The sequence below is a fragment of the Ruegeria sp. AB6 genome (assembly GCF_056542685.1).
Genome location: NZ_JBQGAD010000006.1, coordinates 100,668 through 117,123 on the forward strand (window position 1 = coordinate 100,668; position 16,456 = coordinate 117,123).

The 16,456-nt window shown below is 58.9% G+C and carries 20 protein-coding genes; 12 read left to right on the top strand and 8 right to left on the bottom strand.

The window, feature by feature from the left end; translation table 11 throughout:
- Positions 1-107: 107 nt before the first annotated feature.
- Complete coding sequence (locus tag ACR0DB_RS13720; protein WP_170786351.1) at positions 108-509, top strand: hypothetical protein; 402 nt, start codon at positions 108-110, stop codon at positions 507-509.
- A 97-nt stretch (positions 510-606) separates the two neighbouring features.
- Here the strand turns inward: ACR0DB_RS13720 and ACR0DB_RS13725 are convergent, their stop codons facing one another.
- From ACR0DB_RS13725 to ACR0DB_RS13750, 6 genes are all read right to left on the bottom strand, one after another.
- Entirely contained in the window at positions 607-1,635 is a 1,029-nt protein-coding gene (locus tag ACR0DB_RS13725) for an endonuclease/exonuclease/phosphatase family protein (protein WP_480551608.1), read from the bottom strand.
- Positions 1,632-2,462: a hypothetical protein gene (locus ACR0DB_RS13730; RefSeq protein ID WP_480504213.1), complete on the bottom strand. Its 831-nt coding sequence runs from the start codon at positions 2,460-2,462 to the stop codon at positions 1,632-1,634. The genes ACR0DB_RS13725 and ACR0DB_RS13730 overlap by 4 nt, the downstream gene beginning before the upstream one ends.
- A gap of 327 nt (positions 2,463-2,789) precedes the next feature.
- Positions 2,790-3,395, bottom strand: coding sequence for a 3-isopropylmalate dehydratase small subunit (gene leuD / locus ACR0DB_RS13735; RefSeq protein ID WP_480551610.1), 606 nt, complete (start codon positions 3,393-3,395; stop codon positions 2,790-2,792).
- A 42-nt stretch (positions 3,396-3,437) separates the two neighbouring features.
- Positions 3,438-3,992: an HdeD family acid-resistance protein gene (locus ACR0DB_RS13740; protein WP_480551612.1), complete on the bottom strand. Its 555-nt coding sequence runs from the start codon at positions 3,990-3,992 to the stop codon at positions 3,438-3,440.
- Between the two features lie 37 nt (positions 3,993-4,029).
- On the bottom strand, positions 4,030-5,433 hold the full coding sequence (gene leuC / locus ACR0DB_RS13745) for a 3-isopropylmalate dehydratase large subunit (RefSeq protein WP_170786357.1): 1,404 nt from the start codon (positions 5,431-5,433) through the stop codon (positions 4,030-4,032).
- A gap of 43 nt (positions 5,434-5,476) precedes the next feature.
- A complete protein-coding gene (locus ACR0DB_RS13750) occupies positions 5,477-5,584 on the bottom strand; it encodes an isopropylmalate isomerase (RefSeq protein ID WP_174819376.1) in 108 nt (35 codons plus the stop codon).
- Positions 5,585-5,674: 90 nt separating this feature from the next.
- Here ACR0DB_RS13750 and ACR0DB_RS13755 point away from each other — a divergent pair, with 90 nt between their 5' ends.
- The 4 genes from ACR0DB_RS13755 (at position 5,675) to ACR0DB_RS13770 (ending at position 8,541) form a co-directional block, all read left to right on the top strand.
- Entirely contained in the window at positions 5,675-7,024 is a 1,350-nt protein-coding gene (locus ACR0DB_RS13755; RefSeq protein ID WP_480551614.1) for a mechanosensitive ion channel family protein, read from the top strand.
- Positions 7,025-7,179: 155 nt separating this feature from the next.
- The gene (gene rsfS / locus ACR0DB_RS13760) at positions 7,180-7,539 is read left to right on the top strand and encodes a ribosome silencing factor (protein WP_058276550.1); all 360 of its coding nucleotides are present in this window, start codon (positions 7,180-7,182) and stop codon (positions 7,537-7,539) included.
- 44 nt (positions 7,540-7,583) lie between these two features.
- The gene (gene rlmH, locus ACR0DB_RS13765) at positions 7,584-8,054 is read left to right on the top strand and encodes a 23S rRNA (pseudouridine(1915)-N(3))-methyltransferase RlmH (protein ID WP_170771073.1); all 471 of its coding nucleotides are present in this window, start codon (positions 7,584-7,586) and stop codon (positions 8,052-8,054) included.
- 1 nt (position 8,055) lies between these two features.
- Positions 8,056-8,541, top strand: a complete 486-nt coding sequence (locus ACR0DB_RS13770; RefSeq protein ID WP_170771071.1) for a flavodoxin family protein — start codon at positions 8,056-8,058, stop codon at positions 8,539-8,541.
- Positions 8,542-8,543: 2 nt separating this feature from the next.
- On the opposite strand, the gene ACR0DB_RS13775 is transcribed toward ACR0DB_RS13770, so the two are convergent.
- Both ACR0DB_RS13775 and ACR0DB_RS13780 read right to left on the bottom strand, forming a co-directional pair.
- Positions 8,544-8,891 carry a hypothetical protein gene (locus tag ACR0DB_RS13775; protein ID WP_480551616.1) on the bottom strand — a complete coding sequence of 116 codons (348 nt, stop codon included), beginning with the start codon at positions 8,889-8,891 and terminating at the stop codon, positions 8,544-8,546.
- A gap of 35 nt (positions 8,892-8,926) precedes the next feature.
- Positions 8,927-9,625, bottom strand: a complete 699-nt coding sequence (locus tag ACR0DB_RS13780) for a DUF599 domain-containing protein (RefSeq protein ID WP_170786365.1) — start codon at positions 9,623-9,625, stop codon at positions 8,927-8,929.
- 82 nt (positions 9,626-9,707) lie between these two features.
- Here ACR0DB_RS13780 and ACR0DB_RS13785 point away from each other — a divergent pair, with 82 nt between their 5' ends.
- The 7 genes from ACR0DB_RS13785 to ACR0DB_RS13815 all read left to right on the top strand — a co-directional run bounded on the left by ACR0DB_RS13785 (position 9,708) and on the right by ACR0DB_RS13815 (position 16,443).
- Positions 9,708-11,147, top strand: coding sequence for an FAD-linked oxidase C-terminal domain-containing protein (locus ACR0DB_RS13785; protein WP_480551618.1), 1,440 nt, complete (start codon positions 9,708-9,710; stop codon positions 11,145-11,147).
- Positions 11,148-11,213: 66 nt separating this feature from the next.
- Positions 11,214-12,314 carry an FAD-binding protein gene (locus tag ACR0DB_RS13790; protein ID WP_480551620.1) on the top strand — a complete coding sequence of 367 codons (1,101 nt, stop codon included), beginning with the start codon at positions 11,214-11,216 and terminating at the stop codon, positions 12,312-12,314.
- Between the two features lie 4 nt (positions 12,315-12,318).
- Positions 12,319-13,641, top strand: a complete 1,323-nt coding sequence (gene glcF, locus ACR0DB_RS13795; protein ID WP_480551622.1) for a glycolate oxidase subunit GlcF — start codon at positions 12,319-12,321, stop codon at positions 13,639-13,641.
- 115 nt (positions 13,642-13,756) lie between these two features.
- Complete coding sequence (locus ACR0DB_RS13800; RefSeq protein ID WP_237215887.1) at positions 13,757-14,545, top strand: trypsin-like serine peptidase; 789 nt, start codon at positions 13,757-13,759, stop codon at positions 14,543-14,545.
- Positions 14,542-15,354 (top strand): trypsin-like serine protease, encoded by an 813-nt coding sequence (locus ACR0DB_RS13805; RefSeq protein ID WP_170786374.1) that lies wholly within the window; start codon positions 14,542-14,544, stop codon positions 15,352-15,354. Before ACR0DB_RS13800 ends, ACR0DB_RS13805 begins: the two co-directional genes overlap by 4 nt.
- A gap of 123 nt (positions 15,355-15,477) precedes the next feature.
- The gene (locus ACR0DB_RS13810) at positions 15,478-15,945 is read left to right on the top strand and encodes an Hsp20 family protein (protein WP_170771055.1); all 468 of its coding nucleotides are present in this window, start codon (positions 15,478-15,480) and stop codon (positions 15,943-15,945) included.
- 255 nt (positions 15,946-16,200) lie between these two features.
- Entirely contained in the window at positions 16,201-16,443 is a 243-nt protein-coding gene (locus ACR0DB_RS13815; protein ID WP_170771051.1) for a glycine zipper 2TM domain-containing protein, read from the top strand.
- Positions 16,444-16,456: the final 13 nt, after the last annotated feature.

The following is a 16,456-nucleotide window of genomic DNA, read 5'->3' on the forward strand; positions in this document are numbered from 1 at the left end:
AGGCAATCCAGAAGAGGCGCTGCACTTTCCAAAGTTCACAGTGGGTTATGAGTTTTCTTTTTGGGGTGTTGGGGTCTGTTCTGGATCCCGTGATAAAGGACAAGTGAATGCAAGTTTTTTCGAAAGTTTGGACTACGGCGGTCTGCCTGACATTTGTGGCGGCGTGCAGTCAAACCGAGGCTCCGCAGCCCATTCAGGCTGAGCCGATTTTCAACAAGTATGGTGACGTTATCGGATGCTCGGACGGTTCATCACCCGCAGGTACGGCAACCGAGCCCTGTGTGCCGCCGCCGCCTCCTCCACCGGAAGGCTGTGATGATTCCTCGGTTGCTGGAACGGCGTCTGTTCCTTGCACCCCTCCGGGGGAAGAGCGTGACCCAAGCGACAGTTCGACATCCGGCGGTGGGCGTGACCCTGACGGAGGGCGCGATCCAAGCGACAGCACCTCGACCGGAGATGGGCGTGACCCAACGGGGGGTTCGTCCGCACCCGGCACGCCGCGCACGTAAGTTTTTCGAATTTTAAGACTGTATAGTAACGAGTCTGTCCGGGTAATTGACAATCCTCGACCTGAAATTGGGCCACCGCTTGGTGGCCCTTTTTTCTTCAGTCCATGTCTATGTCGACCCAGACCAGCCGGTGGCGGCTGGCTTTTTCGGCCGCGTCCCGCTCTGGCGTGCCCGGTTTGGGCCAGTACACGCCCGCGCGCTGTACGGTCCAGTGGGCCGAGGGCAGAACATAGTCGACCCTCAGATCCCCGACCGCTTTCCATGTGACCGTAGTCAATGCACCGGTTGGATCCAACGGACGCGGGTCGGTCAGGCGCGGGTCGGTCAGCAGGCTGCGGATCGCCTGTTTGAGGCCTTCACCCTGCGTCGGATCCTGGTTTGCATCCCCGGCGATGATGAAAGGGCCATTAGGGGCCTGTCCCAGATCGCCATCCAGAACTGCGCGCCACAGCATGATCTCATCATGATTGCGCAGACCATTGCGGTCCTCTGGCCCATCAAACACCGGAGGGGCAGCATGGAAGGTCATCAAAGTTAGCGGCCCTTGTGGGGTTTCTATTGGGACCGCCCAATGGGCCACGGACGAAAGTCGCTGGATGTCCTGCGCGTTGGTGGAGGGGAAGGGTCGCCCATCGACCAGCGGCAACTTGGCATTCGGCAGGTCGCGCCAGCGCAGCGCGGTAAATTCCTGCACCTGATCCGTGGTGATGGGATAGCGCGACAACACTGCCATCCCCGCTTGACCGGTGAACCGGCCCCAGCCCTGGGCATCACCGGGCCCTGATGTGCGGCCATCGCCATCCATATCCAGCCCGGTTTCCAGGCCAGAGTTCGGCTGGGCGGCATAGATATGCGGATAGCTCAGCCCCTGTGATGACACTTGCGTGGTCAGCGCCCGGATCGTCTGACCGTTCAGGTCCCAGTCGATCCCCTGCAACGCGACGATATCGGCCTGAACCGCCAACAGGACCTCTACCACCGCTTGAACCTGTGCATCGCCGCGCTGGATATCGCGCAGCAACAGTCCGGGCCCGTCGCGGCTGAGTTCGGTGTTGAAGGTAGCCACGCGTAAAGGTTCTGCCTGCGCCATGATCGGCAGCAGCAGAAGGATCAGGGCACGGATCATGCGGCCTGAGTGGACTCGGTTGTGGAATAGGCGCGGCGTTTTTCGACGATCAGGTTGGCAATCCGCAAAGTCGCCATCCCGCGCATGATCATGCTAGCGGGCAGGAAGGCCCATGCGCTCATCGTCCAGATCAGGGTTTGCGGGTTATTAAGCGAGATGGGATCGGCGTATTCCGTCAGTATCTTGATCAACGCCGGGATCAGGAAGGGCAACAGCACCCCGATCGAGATGTTCAGCCGTCCGTCCCGTTGCAGCCGGGTGACGACGTCGCCGCCCTTGGTCGGGTCGAATAGCGGTAGATTTGTCCAGACATTGAATGCACCGTTGCCGGTTGGCCAACCACGCAGCTTCACCGCATAAGCAAAAGCCGCGATGGTCGCCAAGGCGGCGACATAGGCGACGCTGGCGGAAATACGCACTAGCTCGGTCAGTGGCGCACTTGCCCCTGACGGCAGGATCAGGACGATCAGGCGGACCGGAGAATAGGGGAAGTCCACGATATTCGCGATACCCAGGCCGACCGAATAGAAAACCTCGGTCAGGCCGGTGGGCATATAGGCGTTCTTGCAGATCAGCGTCAGGAAGGTGACCATTGTAACTAACCCGACAAAGCGCAACCGGTTCACCGGCGGCGCATCGCGGAATTCGATAAAGCTGGGAAAGGCCGAGTTATATTCGGCAAAGGTCAGAAAAAATGCGAGAATGGCGAGAAAGACGACGATCTCGGTCCCATTCGTTGACGATACGGGCAGATACAACGCGGGGGTCAGCACCACAAGTGCAACAAGAATGCCCCGAATTGCCGCCCCTGTTGTGCGCGCAATCACTTTCCGAACCCTTTCAAACTGGACGGGCCGATCTTTGCCGACTTCATTCCAACTTGTGCCCGTCATTGATTATTTTGACGGATGCCTCATTAGCGCCAACATTGACCCCCCAAGGCAATTCGCTCAAGCCAAGGTGCAGAAAACACTCCATTTGGGGCAAAAAGATGGCAAAACTGGTGCTGGTTTGCATCATTCCTGACGCAAAACCGTCGTCTAGTTTAAGGTCACCGCAACATGTTGTGTTTGCTGAATTTCAGACCCCAAGAATGCGAAAGGGACCGCCGAAGCGACCCCTTTAAGTTGCATTTCATACGATGTCTAAAAGAATCACACCCACGGACGCGCCAGAGAGGCGTGCTCTTCGAATTTGTCGATATGATGTTCTTTTTCCATCGACAGGCCGATATCGTCCAAACCGTTCAGCAGGCAGTGCTTGCGGTGAGGGTCGATGTCAAATTCGATCTCGACGCCGTCCGAGGTCGTGATCTTCTGATCTTCCAGATGCACAGTCATGCGGGCGTTCTCGCCCTTGTGCGCGTCGTCCATCAGGATCGCATGATGCTCTTCTTCGACGACGATGGGCAGGATGCCGTTCTTGAAGCAGTTGTTGAAGAAGATGTCCGCGAAGCTGGTCGAGATCACGACCTTGATGCCGAAATCCTTGATCGCCCAGGGCGCGTGTTCCCGCGACGAGCCGCAGCCGAAATTGTCGCCTGCCACCAGAATCTCGGTGTTGCGATAGGCAGGTTTGTTCAGAACGAATTCTTCATTCTCGCCGCCATGGTCGTGATAGCGCATCTCGTCGAACAGCACGACGCCAAGGCCAGACCGTTTGATGGTTTTCAGGTGCACTTTGGGAATGATCATATCGGTGTCGATATTGATCAGTGGCATTGGGGCGGCCACCCCGTGGACTTTGTCAAACTTTTCCATGTTCACACTCCTGCGGGAGAGGGCCGCGCCCGTGCCCCGCGTTTAAGCTTCTTTCGCTTCTGTTGTTTCGTCTTTGGGTGCGTCTTTGACGTAGAACGCCATAAAGACCAGGCCGAGCCCGTTAAAGATCATCTCGATGCCCAGTAGAATGCCCAGCAATTGCAGCATGATCGCAGGCTCGACTGTGGCAAAGCGCCAGATAAGCATCGCCAGGACAATCGACATGATGCCAGAGATCAGCGTGGCCCAGAAATATTGAGTGCCACGCATCTGGAACGACAGGATAACTCGGGCGATACCGCCTGCCAGAAACAGGATCAGACAAACGGTGGCCAGCGTCAGCGTGCCCTGCAACGGGTGACCCAGAAAGGACCAGCCCAGAAACAGCATCACCACACCCATGATGAGTGACAGGATTTTGTTACCCGTGCCTTCGACGGTAAAGCCGCCGACAACCTGCAACACGCCCGAGATCAGCAGCAACACACCCGTCACCACCGTTACGGCAATCGACGCCACCGCCGGCGCGCCCAGCACAAAGATGCCAAACACGATGGACAGAAGTCCAAGCAGCAGCCATTTGATCCAGTCACTCATTTGTTCAATCCCTCAAATATCTAGATATGAGGGTACCTTACATCAAGTCGCGGACGTCTGTCAGCCGTCCTGTTAGGGCCGCTGCGGCAGCCATTGCCGGGCTCAGCAGGTGGGTGCGTCCTCCGCGGCCCTGACGACCCTCAAAGTTACGGTTCGAGGTCGCGGCACAGCGCTCGCCCGGTTGCAACTGGTCGGGGTTCATCGCCAGACACATCGAACATCCTGCCAGACGCCATTCGAAACCGGCCTCTTTGAAGATGTCGGCCAGACCTTCTTCCTCGGCCTGCAATCGGACCAGACCCGAACCGGGCACGACCATTGCGCGCATCCCGTCCTTGATCTTCTTGCCCTTCAGGATTTCGGCCGCAGCGCGCAGGTCCTCGATCCGGCCGTTGGTGCAGGAGCCGATAAAGACGGTGTCGATTTCCACGTCGCTCAGCTTCTGACCGGCTTCCAGTCCCATGTATTCGATCGAGCGGCGGGCCGCGTCAACTTTGCCGCCTTCGAAATCTTCGGGGTTCGGCACGGTTGCAGTGATCGGCAACACGTCTTCGGGGCTGGTGCCCCATGTCACCACGGGCGCGATATCTTCGCCGCGCAGGGTCACGACCTTGTCGAAATGCGCGCCTTCATCGGTGTAAAGCGTTTTCCACCACTCCATTGCGGCTTCCCACTGGGCGCCTTTCGGGGCGTGGGGGCGGCCTTTGACGTATTCGAACGTGGTCTCATCGGGGGCGATCAGACCCGCGCGGGCACCGCCTTCGATCGCCATGTTACAGACGGTCATGCGGCCTTCCATCGACAGATCGCGGATCGCTTCGCCGCAATATTCGATGACATAGCCGGTGCCGCCTGCTGTGCCGGTCTCACCGATCACGGCCAGAGTGATATCCTTGGCGGTCACGCCCGGCTGCAGTTTGCCGGTGATTTCCACCTTCATGTTCTTGGATTTCTTCTGGATCAGAGTCTGCGTGGCCAGAACGTGCTCAACCTCGGACGTGCCGATGCCATGGGCCAGCGCGCCAAACGCGCCGTGGGTGGCCGTGTGGCTGTCACCGCAGACAACGGTCATGCCGGGCAGGGTCCAACCCTGTTCAGGGCCGACGATGTGAACGATGCCCTGACGGACGTCATGCACCGGGTAGTAGTGAATGCCGAAATCCTTGGCATTCTTGTCCAGCGCCTCGACCTGAATGCGTGATTCCGGGTTTTCGATCCCGTTCACGCGGTCCGGCGTGGTGGGCACGTTGTGATCCGGCACGGCGATGGTTTTTTCCGGCGCACGCACCTTGCGGCCCGCCATGCGCAGGCCTTCGAAGGCCTGAGGGCTGGTCACTTCGTGTACCAGATGGCGGTCGATATACAGCAGGCAGGTGCCATCGTCGGCTTCATGCGCGACATGGGCATCCCAGATCTTGTCATAGAGTGTTTTGGGGGACATCGGTCCTCTCCCGTATGTAATGAGAATTGGCTGGCGAGGTGGCTTAGGCCGCCGATAGGCGGGCCAGAACCGTGCGGGCAGCCCCATAGAACCGTTCGCGCAGACGGGCGCGATCTTCAAGGTTCTGAATCTGGGCTACGGTGAGTCTCATGGCGTCCAGATATATTGCCCATAGCCGTCAATCAAGGTTCAAAACCGCGTCAGGCTTGCATCATGGGGCTGTGCTGTCCAAGCTGTAGGTATGAATCAAGACCTGATCCCCAGCTCGCTGTCGGACCTTTATGACAACATGGTCGCGGGCTTTTCTGTGCAATTCGAAAACCTTCTTGAACTGGTGGTCACGCCGGGCTGGCGTCAGCACCAGCTGGTGATCATTCTATTGCTATGGGCTTTGGCATTTGGCCTTAAGCTTTTCACGCAAGGCCGGTGGGATTCTTGGGCGCGGGCGCGCACTGGGTGGCCCAAATGGCGTTTGCGCGTTTTAGTACAGCTGATGCAGCGCTTGACGCTGGTCTATTTCGTAGTGCTGTCCTGGGCACTGTATCTGGTCATGCAGCAGATCACATGGCCGTCCCGCAGCTATATCATTGGCGTTATCGCGACTTTGGCGACGGCGTGGTTGGCCATAGCGCTGGTGGCGCGACTGGTGCGCAACCGGACGCTGCGGCGGATCTTCAAATGGGCCATGTGGGTCTATGCAACGCTTGTCGCCCTGAATCTGACTGATGACGTGGCCGAGTTTTTGGACGGAGTCGCGATTTCTATTGGAGATCTGCATATCTCGGTGCTGGGGATCATCAAAGCGGCGCTGTTGATCGGTGTTCTGCTGACGTTGGCCCGTGTGGGAACGCGCGCAGCCGAACGTGGTTTGAAAAGCAATGATGACATCACGCCTTCCATGCAGGTGCTATTGGCCAAAGGCATTCAGGTGGTTCTGTATGGGGCCGTCTTCATGGCTGCGATCCGGACGCTAGGGTTTGACCTGACCGGAATCGCGCTGCTGTCTGGTGCGATCGGTGTGGGCATCGGGTTTGGGCTGCAAAAGGTGGTGTCTAACCTGATCTCGGGAATCATCATCTTGATGGATCGCTCGATCAAGCCGGGCGACGTGATCTCGCTGGGGGATACGTTTGGGTGGATCAACGCGCTGGGCGCGCGTTATGTCTCGGTCGTGACACGGGACGGGCGGGAATACCTGATCCCGAACGAAGATTTGATTACCAGTCAGGTCGTGAACTGGTCGCATTCCGACAAGTTCGTGCGGCTGGATCTGGAGTTTGGTACCAGCTATGGCGACGATCCCCACAAGGTGCGCGCCACCGCTATCCGTTCAGTGAAGTCCGTGGCCCGCGTGCTGAGTGGCGGTCTACATGAACCGGTCTGCCATATCACTGGATTCGGGGACAGCAGCGTCGACTACGTGCTGCGGTTCTGGATCAGCGACCCAACCAAGGGACTGACCAATATACGCGGCAATGTCTACCTAGCGCTCTGGGATGCGTTTCAGGCCGAGGGTATCTCGCTGCCCTTCCCGCAGCGCGAGGTGCGCCTGCTGCCCGACGCAGACCCGCAACAGATCGTAGAGGATTGACGCTGCGTTGATGGCGCGTTCATTGAAATGTTGCATTCCCCTTGTTACCTTATTAGTACCCCGGCGCCGGGATTTGATGGCGCGCAGCAAAGGAGGACTATGTCCTGTCTCTACATACCCAGGCGGGGTTGCCCGCCGATGACGGGGCCAGCGTGATGGCCCACTCTCAGTCAATCAGCGACAAGCTGCTTGAGCGTATCCTTTCCTCACTTTCCGATGACAAGGCCGAAGACGTCGTGCAGATCAACCTGCAAGGTAAGTCTTCTGTTGCGGATCACATGGTGATCGCCTCGGGTCGGTCGACCCGTCAGGTCTCGGCCATGGCGGAAAAGCTGACGGATCGCATCAAGCAGGAATTCGGTTTCACCTCGAAGGTCGAAGGCAAGGATGCCGGCGACTGGGTGCTGATCGATACGGGCGACGTTATCGTCCATATCTTCCGCCCCGAAGTGCGTGAATTCTATCAGCTGGAAAAGATGTGGCTGCCTCAGGGCGGCAGCGCCTCGGCGAACTGAGGCGCTATCCCGGCCTGTATTGAAAGGCCGGAGGCGAGAGAGATATGCGGATTAGCATAGTTGCGGTCGGGCGATTGCGCGCCGGACCCGAGAAGACCCTGCTTGACGATTACCTGACACGCTTTGACCGGACCGGACGGGCTTTGGGCCTTGGTCCTGCGCGGGTGATCGAGGTTGAAGACAAGAAAAACGCTGGAATGGGCGCCGAGGCGACGCTGCTTCGCAAGGCGCTGCCCAAAGGCGCGGTCATCTGTACTCTGGACGAACGGGGCCGTGTGATGTCCTCGCCGGAATTTGCCAAAAAGCTGGGCGGCTGGCGCGATGCCGGGCGGCAAGATTTGGCGCTGATCATCGGCGGGGCAGACGGAATAGACCCTAATCTGCGTGCCGAGGCGGATTTTTCGATCTCATTTGGTTCGATGGTATGGCCCCATATGCTGGTCCGTGTGATGCTGGCCGAGCAACTCTATCGGGCCGCAACCATTTTGTCGGGCGGCCCCTATCACCGGGTCTGATATGGCGCAGCTTTTGATCATTTACCATTCGCGCACCGGCGGGGCCCGGCAAATGGCCGAAGCTGCAGCCAAGGCTGCAGGGGATGAGGCGGATGTGGTTCTGAAACCCGCCGATCAGGCCGGACCCGAAGATTTGTTGCAAGCCGACGGCTATATCTTCTGCGCGCCCGAGAATCTGGCCGCGATTTCGGGTCTGATGAAAGAGTTTTTCGACCGCAGCTATTATCCGGTGCTGGGTCGGATCGAAGGCCGCCCCTATGCGCAGATGATCTGCGCCGGGTCTGATGGCGAAAACGCCGCGCGACAAACCGCCCGCATCGCAACCGGTTGGCGGTTGAAAGAGGTGCAGCCGCCGCTGATCATCTGCACCCATGCGCAAACACCCGAGGCGATTCTGGCCGAGAAAACCATCCCCGACGACCAGCTTGAAAATTGCCGCGAGCTGGGTCTTGCCATGGCCGCCGGTTTGCAGATGGGCGTGTTCTGACTTCAGTTCAGGTCGACCACAAAGGTATTTTTGGCCCAGCCATCGGTATTGGTGCGGGCCTGTACCTGCACTTGCGACGTGCCCGCCGGGATCGCCACACCGCTTAGTGAGCGCGTAAAGGGCTGTTCATTCTCATGCGGGTGATGCAGCACGCGTAGTCCCAGCTCTTTCCCCTCCATATCCAGCACACGCCAGCCATCTGCATAGTCATCCCATCCGGTTTCAGGATGTGAGACGGTCACATCGAATCGCCATGTGCCACCGTTTGATTTCGCGGTGACGGCTTCGATCACGGGGTCATCTGCAAGGGCCGGAGTGGCCAGAAGGGTGCTCAGAACAAGATATCTCATGATATGAACTTAACCTTTTGTGGTGAGCTGAGGGATCACGATCCGGTGTTGAGGAGAATTGTGCGGGAATGCGATGCGAATTCACGCCGATAGAGCATGGCCAGCGTGATCACCGTGCCCGCAATCAGCGCATAGGGGCCCAAGATCCATGCAACAGAAGCCAGCGCAAAATAGGTCGCCCGCAGACCACGATTGAAACTACGCGCGGCGGTGACGCAAATCTCGGCCGCTTGGGCGGCGCGCGGATAGGCGGCGGGCTCTTCAGGGTCATTTGGCACAGCCGCCATCAATACGGCGCAATAGCCAAACAACCGGTGTGCCCAGACATATTTTAGAAAAGCATTCGCCAAAAACAGCAGGATCACAAGAATTTTGACCTCCCACACCAGCGCGGGCGCGGTTCCCAGTGCCAGATCCTGCGCCAGCCCGGCCAGGCGCTCTGTGTTGCCCAGCAGAGCTAGTCCACCCCCGATGGCAATCATCGTGGTTGAGGCAAAGAACGTGCTGCCCTGCCGCATCGTGCCGACGACCTGCGCGTCAAACATGCGCGGCTGACGGGTCACCATTTCTTTCATCCAGTCTCGGCGGTAGTCGTCCATGATCATTCCGACCGAGGGCTTGTTCGGTGACGGGTTTTCGATCCGCCAGCCGATCCCCAGCCACGCGCCGATCAGCAGGGCGATACCGACGAAATCCAACGGTGCGAAGGGCATTGATTGATAAATCCAGGACATGCATTGGACCCTACGTTTTACGGGAAAAACTTGCCAGATCGGAAAATTGGTAATATTATTTTACCAAACTGGAGGATCAGCCATGGAAATGCCGACGCCTAACCCTGACGTTCTGCGCCGAAAGGATGCGGTGTTGCGCCGTTTGCTGCAAGTGCTGCCTGAAGACGCCGTTATTCACGACCCGGCCGAGACGCGCGCTTATGAATGCGACGCGCTGACAGCTTATCGTTGCCCTCCGATGCTGGCGGTGCTGCCGTCCACGACCGGCGAAGTTTCGGACGTGCTGCGCATCTGCAATGAAGAGGGGGTTCCGGTGGTGCCGCGCGGCTCGGGTACCTCGCTGGCGGGTGGGGCGTTGCCCACGGCTGACAGTGTTATTCTGGGCATTGCCCGGATGAACGATGTGTTGGAGACCGACTATGACAACCGCATCATCCGCGTGCAGACCGGCCGCACCAACCTGAGCGTGACCGGCGCGGTGGAGGCGGAAGACTTCTTCTATGCTCCTGATCCTTCATCGCAGCTGGCTTGTGCGATAGCGGGCAATATTGGAATGAATTCGGGCGGGGCGCATTGTTTGAAATATGGCGTGACCACAAATAATCTGTTGGGCGTCAAAATGGTGATGATGGACGGCAGCGTGGTCGAGATCGGCGGCGCGCATCTGGACGCGGGCGGGTTGGACCTGCTGGGCGTGATCTGTGGTTCGGAAGGGCAGTTAGGCGTTGTGACCGAGGCAACGTTGCGAATTCTGCGAAAGCCCGAGGGTGCCCGGCCCGTGCTGATGGGGTTCGATGATAACGAAGTCGCCGGGCAATGTGTCTCTGACATCATCAAATCGGGCATTCTGCCGGTGGCGATCGAATTCATGGATACACTGTGCATCAAGGCGTGTGAGAATTTTGCGCAGGCGGGCTATCCCGATTGCCATGCTTTGCTGATTGTCGAGGTCGAAGGATCAGAGGCCGAGATCGACTATCAGCTGTCCAAAATCATAGAGATTGCCAAGCGTCACAATCCGGTCGAGCTGCGCGAAAGTCAGTCGGCTGAGGAAAGCGCGAAAATCTGGTTGGGCCGAAAATCCGCCTTTGGCGCGATGGGGCAGATGAACGATTACATGTGCCTCGATGGGACAATCCCAGTTTCTGCCTTGCCGCAGGTACTGCGCCGTATCGGAGAGCTGAGCGAGGAATATGGCCTTCCGGTGGGCAACGTATTCCACGCGGGCGACGGCAATATGCACCCGCTGATTCTGTTTGATGCCAACAAGCCCGGTGATCTTGAGAAATGCGAGGCGTTCGGGGCGGATATCCTGAAGCTGTGCGTGGATGTGGGTGGCTGCCTGACCGGCGAGCATGGTGTGGGCATCGAAAAGCGGGATCTGATGTCGCATCAATACGCGCCAGCGGACCTTGAAGCGCAGATGGCCGTCAAGGATGTGTTTGATCCGAACTGGTTGCTGAACCCGGCCAAGGTGTTCCCGCTGGATGTGTCTGAGGCGCGCCGGATTGCAGCCGAGTAAGGGGGCGCTGCCCCCATCGCGGCAAGCCGCGATTCCCCCGAGGTATTTTTGAACAGAAGAAGTGTCATGAGACCTGAAACAGAGGCCGAACTGGCCGAAATAGTGGCCGGGCTGCAGGGCCCCGTGCGAATTGCCGGTGGTGGATCCCGCGGGATCGGCGGGCCAGAGATGACCATCGAAACCGGCGGACTGAGTGGTATTTCCCTGTATGAGCCGGGTGCGCTGACGATTGTGGCGCAGGCCGGTACTCCGGTGGCCGAGATCGAGGCCGCGTTGGAGGCCGAAGGGCAGCAATTGGCGTTCGAGCCGATGGATCATCGCGGTCTGTTGGGCACGAATGGTGCGCCGACCATTGGCGGTGTCGTGTCCGCTAATATCTCAGGCCCGCGCCGCATTCAGGCCGGGGCTTGCCGTGATTTCCTGTTGGGCGTGCGATATGTCGATGGCAAGGGCCATGTGGTCAAGAATGGCGGGCGGGTGATGAAAAACGTCACCGGCTATGATCTTGTCAAACTGATGGGCGGGTCATGGGGCACGTTGGGTGTTCTGACCGAAGTGTCGCTGAAAGTGCTGCCCAAGCCAGAGGCGGTGGCGACATTGGCCTTGCGCGCTGATGATGTCAGCGCGGCTGTTGCGGTGATGTCAGCGGCGTTGAAATCCCCGTTCGAAGTGTCGGGTGCGGCCTATGACCCGCAAGAGATGCGGGTTCTTCTGAGGGTCGAAGGGTTCACGGACTCTGTCGCCTATCGCGTTGAGCAGTTGAAATCGACATTGGCCGGTTTCGGAGAGATTGCTGAGATCGATGGTTCGGTCGAGCGGTGGCAGGCCATTCGGGACGTATCTGCGTTTCATGGTGTGGATGGGGATGTGTGGCGGATTTCGGTCAAACCTTCGGATGCGACCGGGATTGCGCAGCGGATTGGAGCGGATCGAACCCTCTATGACTGGGGCGGCGGGCTGATCTGGGCGCTGGTGCCCAAAGGCACGGACTTGCGCGCACGTCTCGGCGCTTTTGAAGGTCACGCGACCCTGGTCAGGGCCGATGCCGAAACGGTTGAGGCCCTGGGGCGGTTTCAGCCGGAAAACGCCGGAATTCAGGCTCTGACACAGGGTATTCGACAGCGTTTCGACCCGCGCGGGTTTTTCAACCCGGGTCTGATGGGGTAAACAGATGCAGACAACATTCACTGAAAAACAACTGCAAGACCCGGCGATTCAGCGCTCGAACGAGATCCTGCGCAACTGCGTCCATTGCGGGTTTTGCACCGCCACATGCCCCACCTATCAGGTGCTGGGCGATGAGCTGGACAGCCCGCGCGGGCGGATTTACCTGATCAAGGACATGCTGGAAAACGAGCGTGTGCCGGATGAGAAAACGGTCAAACATATCGACCGCTGCCTGTCCTGTCTGGCCTGCATGACCACGTGCCCGTCCGGTGTGCATTACATGCATCTGGTCGATCACGCGCGTGAATATATCGAACAGAATTACAAACGGCCCTTCACCGACCGCGCCCTGCGCTGGGTGCTGGCGCAGATCCTGCCTTATCCGATGCGGTTCCGATGGGCTTTGATCGGGGCTAAGCTGGGCCGTCCGTTCAAATTCCTGATGCCAGATGCGCGGTTGCGGGCGATGCTGGATATGGCGCCAAAACATATCCCTCCGGTCAGTCGCAACGACGACCCGCAAAGCTTTGCCCCCAAGGGTGCGCACAAAAAGCGTGTGGCGCTTATGACGGGGTGCGCGCAAAAGGCGCTGAACACTGATATCAACGATGCCACTATCCGTTTGCTGACCCGGCTGGGGTGTGAGGTTGTCGTGGCCGAAGGTGCGGGCTGTTGTGGAGCGCTGACGCATCACATGGGCAAGTCCGATGACAGCCACAAAGCGGCCGCTGCCAATATCCGCGCTTGGGTGGCCGAGATGGACGGGGACGGGTTGGATGCCATCGTCATCAACACTTCGGGCTGTGGAACGACCGTGAAGGACTACGGGCATATGTTCCGCAATGACGCGTTGGCCAAAGATGCGGCGCGGGTGTCGGAGATTGCCATGGATATCAGCGAGCTACTGATGCAGCTGGATATGCCCGAAGGTGGCGAAAAGGGTCTGACTGTGGCCTATCACGCAGCCTGTTCGTTGCAGCATGGTCAGAAAATCAAAACCTATCCCAAGGACCTTTTGAAACGTGCAGGGTTTACTGTGATCGAACCTGCTGACAGCCATCTGTGCTGTGGCAGCGCCGGAACCTACAACCTGATGCAGCCCGAGATTTCCGGGAAACTCAAACAACGCAAGGTCAGGACGCTGGAGGCTGGTAACCCTGATGTGATTGCCGCAGGCAACATCGGATGTATGATGCAGATCGGATCGGCTACCGAGGTTCCGATTCTGCACACGGTCGAGTTGTTGGACTGGACGACCGGAGGGCCCCTGCCAAGGGCCATGCAGCAGGACCACAGGCCGGACCGCGAGGTGCCGATCTTAAGGTAGGTATCTGTTCCGGCGACGCACTGGTCGCGTTCAGAACCCGGCTGTCAAGCGAGCGCCCTAATTTCGCCTTACGCACTGCGTAGGAGGATAAGTCGAAGCTACGCCGGAGAACCGCTTGCGAAACTGGATCAAGGTCTTAGCACTGGCGCTGATGCCCATGGCCGCAATGGCTCAGGATTCAAGGTTGAAAAGCCTGGAAACCACCGATGCCGGGCGCGAGTGGATGGCTGTTGGGCGGCTGGATATCGGCGGTGCCGGGTTTTGCACAGGCACCCTGATTTCGCCGACTATTGTACTGACCGCCGCGCATTGTTTGTTTGACAAGGTTACTGGCCAACGCGTGGACTTGTCAGATGTCGAGTTTCTAGCCGCATGGCGCTTGGGTCGAGCGTCGGCCTATCGGGCGGCGCGGCGAGCTGTCATTCATCCCGAATACCAGTTTGGCGAGGACTCCACTGCCCGGATTGGCAGCGATATCGCGCTGGTCGAGCTGTGGCAACCGATCCGCAACACCACCGTCATCCCGTTTGAAACCGGCGCACGCCCGGCGCGAGGGGAAGAGGTTGGCGTGGTCTCATACGCGCAGGACAGGGCTGAAGCGCCATCGTTGCAAGAGGTCTGCTCGGTCATGACCCGACGTTCGGACGTTTTGGTGATGTCCTGTGATGTGGAATTCGGCGCGTCCGGGGCGCCTGTGTTTTCGTTCGAAGGCGACCGCCCGCGCATCGTCTCGGTCGTGGCTGCCAAGGCCGAATTCAATGGCCAACGTGTGGCCGTGGGCACAACGGTCGAGGATTCACTGGATGTTCTGCACCGTGAATTATCCGCCGGGCGCGGGTTCATCGCCGACACGCCGCCAGGAGCGGCCCGCAACAATGTGGGTGCGAGGTTTGTCAAACCGTGACGCGTATTCTTGCGACCCTATTGTGTCTGCTGGTGATGGCGACAACCGCAAGCGCCCAAAGTGCCAAGCGCAAGCTGACCGACCGGGAAGACCTCTATGGTTGGGAAGCGGTCGGGCGTCTGGATATCGGAACCCAAGGCTTTTGCACTGGCACCCTGATCGCGCAGGACATTGTACTGACCGCCGCGCATTGTGCGCTGGATAGGGCAACGGGCCGACCCTATGCGCCGGGGCAGGTGACGTTCCGCGCGGGTCTAAGTCAGGGGCAATCGCTGGCAGACCGAAAGGTTGTACAGATCGCAGTTCATCCCGATTATGCCAAGCATCCATCGCTTTCGAATGCTGGCGTTCGGGCCGACGTTGCCCTGATGAAGCTGGAACAACCGATCCCTCTTTCCATTGCGGACCCTTTTGCCTTGCACAGCGGGCGTGTGACGGGGGGTGAGGTCAGCCTGGCCTCGTACGGGCGGGGTCGATCCGAGGCGATTACCCGCGAACGGTCCTGCGATATTCTGCAAAGAGTGCAGGGGCTAATCCTGTTTAACTGCGATATCACCTTTGGGTCTTCGGGCTCGGCCCTGTTGGCGCGCAAAGGGTCGCGCTGGCAGATTCTGTCGGTGGTTTCGGCGGTTGGCGCAGTTAATGGCCGCAAGGTTGGGTTTGGCATGGAACTGGCCGGAATTGTCTCGGATCTGAAGGCCGATCTGCGCCGCGACGCACCGCAGCCCAAAGCCTCGATCAATCGTCTACAGGTCGGGTCGGGCAAGTCCAATTCCGGTGCGAAATTCATCAGCCCCGGCGGGGGTTGAACTCGGCCAAATCGTTACCCATGTGAACTGTATCGGGTCGCCACGAACGGGGCCTGATACAGCAAACCGCCCGTCCGAACCGGAGGGCATATCGTAGATCGCTCAGACTTGAGGATATGACACATGCGTACTTTTGATTTTGCTCCGCTGCACCGCGCAACCATTGGCTTTGACCAGATCGCCGACATGATGGATCGCGTTCTGACCAATGACGTGGCTCAGCCCAGCTATCCGCCTTATAACATCGAAAAAACCGACGCTGACGCCTATCGGATTTCCGTCGCTGTCGCCGGTTTCGCCGAGGCCGATCTGTCGGTCGAGGTGAAGGAAAACGCCCTGATCGTGGCCGGCAAGAAAGCCGCCGAGGACAAGGACCGTTCCTACCTGCACCGTGGCATCGCCACCCGCGCGTTCGAGCGCCGCTTTGCACTGGCTGACCACGTCCGCGTGACCGGTGCGAGCCATGAGAACGGCATGCTGAACATCGACCTCAAGCGCGAGGTGCCCGAAGCGCTCAAACCGCGCCGGATTCAGATTTCGTCTGGTCAGGCCATCGAAAAGGACGTGGTTGACGCCAAAGCCGTGAACTAAGGCCGTCCGACCACCGCGATAGTCCTGCCTCTCGGGGCTATCGCAGACTGCACGCCCCGCGTACCTCCAGACGCGGGGCGTTGTTCCCCAAACCAATATCGATCCTGCGCGATAGTGCAGAGGTTGAATGTTCAACGAGCTACTTGAACCCAGCCGTCTTGATCTGGGTCAGTTCCGTGGTGGGTAGGGGTTCGTTGGGTCTTACATGACCAAAAGTAAGGACAATTGAGTGCGAGTGAATGGAAGGAATCTGAAATGAAGAAAGTAACTGTATCTTGCTTGCTTGTGGGCACGCTTGCGTTAGCGGCGTGCGGGGCGCCAACGACACCAACACAGGCCCAGGTCCAGCACGATGCGCGTTGCGCAGCAGGTATTTTGGGTGGCGCGGCTCTTGGTGGCGTTGTCGGCAATCGCTTTGGCGGCGGGTCAGGTCAAACACTGGCGACTGCGGCAGGTGCCGGACTTGGAATGTATGCAGGTCAGTCGGCTTGCAACTGACGAAAAGTTACAT

What these genes read in the sequence shown, in the direction of transcription:
- ACR0DB_RS13720 (WP_170786351.1), top strand. Translation starts at nt 108, where the DNA reads ATGCAAGTTTTTTCGAAAGTTTGGACTACGGCGGTCTGCCTGACATTT.
- ACR0DB_RS13725 (WP_480551608.1), bottom strand. Translation starts at nt 1,635, where the DNA reads ATGATCCGTGCCCTGATCCTTCTGCTGCTGCCGATCATGGCGCAGGCA.
- leuD (WP_480551610.1), bottom strand. Translation starts at nt 3,395, where the DNA reads ATGGAAAAGTTTGACAAAGTCCACGGGGTGGCCGCCCCAATGCCACTG.
- ACR0DB_RS13740 (WP_480551612.1), bottom strand. Translation starts at nt 3,992, where the DNA reads ATGAGTGACTGGATCAAATGGCTGCTGCTTGGACTTCTGTCCATCGTG.
- leuC (WP_170786357.1), bottom strand. Translation starts at nt 5,433, where the DNA reads ATGTCCCCCAAAACACTCTATGACAAGATCTGGGATGCCCATGTCGCG.
- ACR0DB_RS13750 (WP_174819376.1), bottom strand. Translation starts at nt 5,584, where the DNA reads ATGAGACTCACCGTAGCCCAGATTCAGAACCTTGAAGATCGCGCCCGT.
- ACR0DB_RS13755 (WP_480551614.1), top strand. Translation starts at nt 5,675, where the DNA reads ATGAATCAAGACCTGATCCCCAGCTCGCTGTCGGACCTTTATGACAAC.
- rsfS (WP_058276550.1), top strand. Translation starts at nt 7,180, where the DNA reads ATGGCCCACTCTCAGTCAATCAGCGACAAGCTGCTTGAGCGTATCCTT.
- rlmH (WP_170771073.1), top strand. Translation starts at nt 7,584, where the DNA reads ATGCGGATTAGCATAGTTGCGGTCGGGCGATTGCGCGCCGGACCCGAG.
- ACR0DB_RS13770 (WP_170771071.1), top strand. Translation starts at nt 8,056, where the DNA reads ATGGCGCAGCTTTTGATCATTTACCATTCGCGCACCGGCGGGGCCCGG.
- ACR0DB_RS13775 (WP_480551616.1), bottom strand. Translation starts at nt 8,891, where the DNA reads ATGAGATATCTTGTTCTGAGCACCCTTCTGGCCACTCCGGCCCTTGCA.
- ACR0DB_RS13780 (WP_170786365.1), bottom strand. Translation starts at nt 9,625, where the DNA reads ATGTCCTGGATTTATCAATCAATGCCCTTCGCACCGTTGGATTTCGTC.
- ACR0DB_RS13785 (WP_480551618.1), top strand. Translation starts at nt 9,708, where the DNA reads ATGGAAATGCCGACGCCTAACCCTGACGTTCTGCGCCGAAAGGATGCG.
- ACR0DB_RS13790 (WP_480551620.1), top strand. Translation starts at nt 11,214, where the DNA reads ATGAGACCTGAAACAGAGGCCGAACTGGCCGAAATAGTGGCCGGGCTG.
- glcF (WP_480551622.1), top strand. Translation starts at nt 12,319, where the DNA reads ATGCAGACAACATTCACTGAAAAACAACTGCAAGACCCGGCGATTCAG.
- ACR0DB_RS13810 (WP_170771055.1), top strand. Translation starts at nt 15,478, where the DNA reads ATGCGTACTTTTGATTTTGCTCCGCTGCACCGCGCAACCATTGGCTTT.
- ACR0DB_RS13815 (WP_170771051.1), top strand. Translation starts at nt 16,201, where the DNA reads ATGAAGAAAGTAACTGTATCTTGCTTGCTTGTGGGCACGCTTGCGTTA.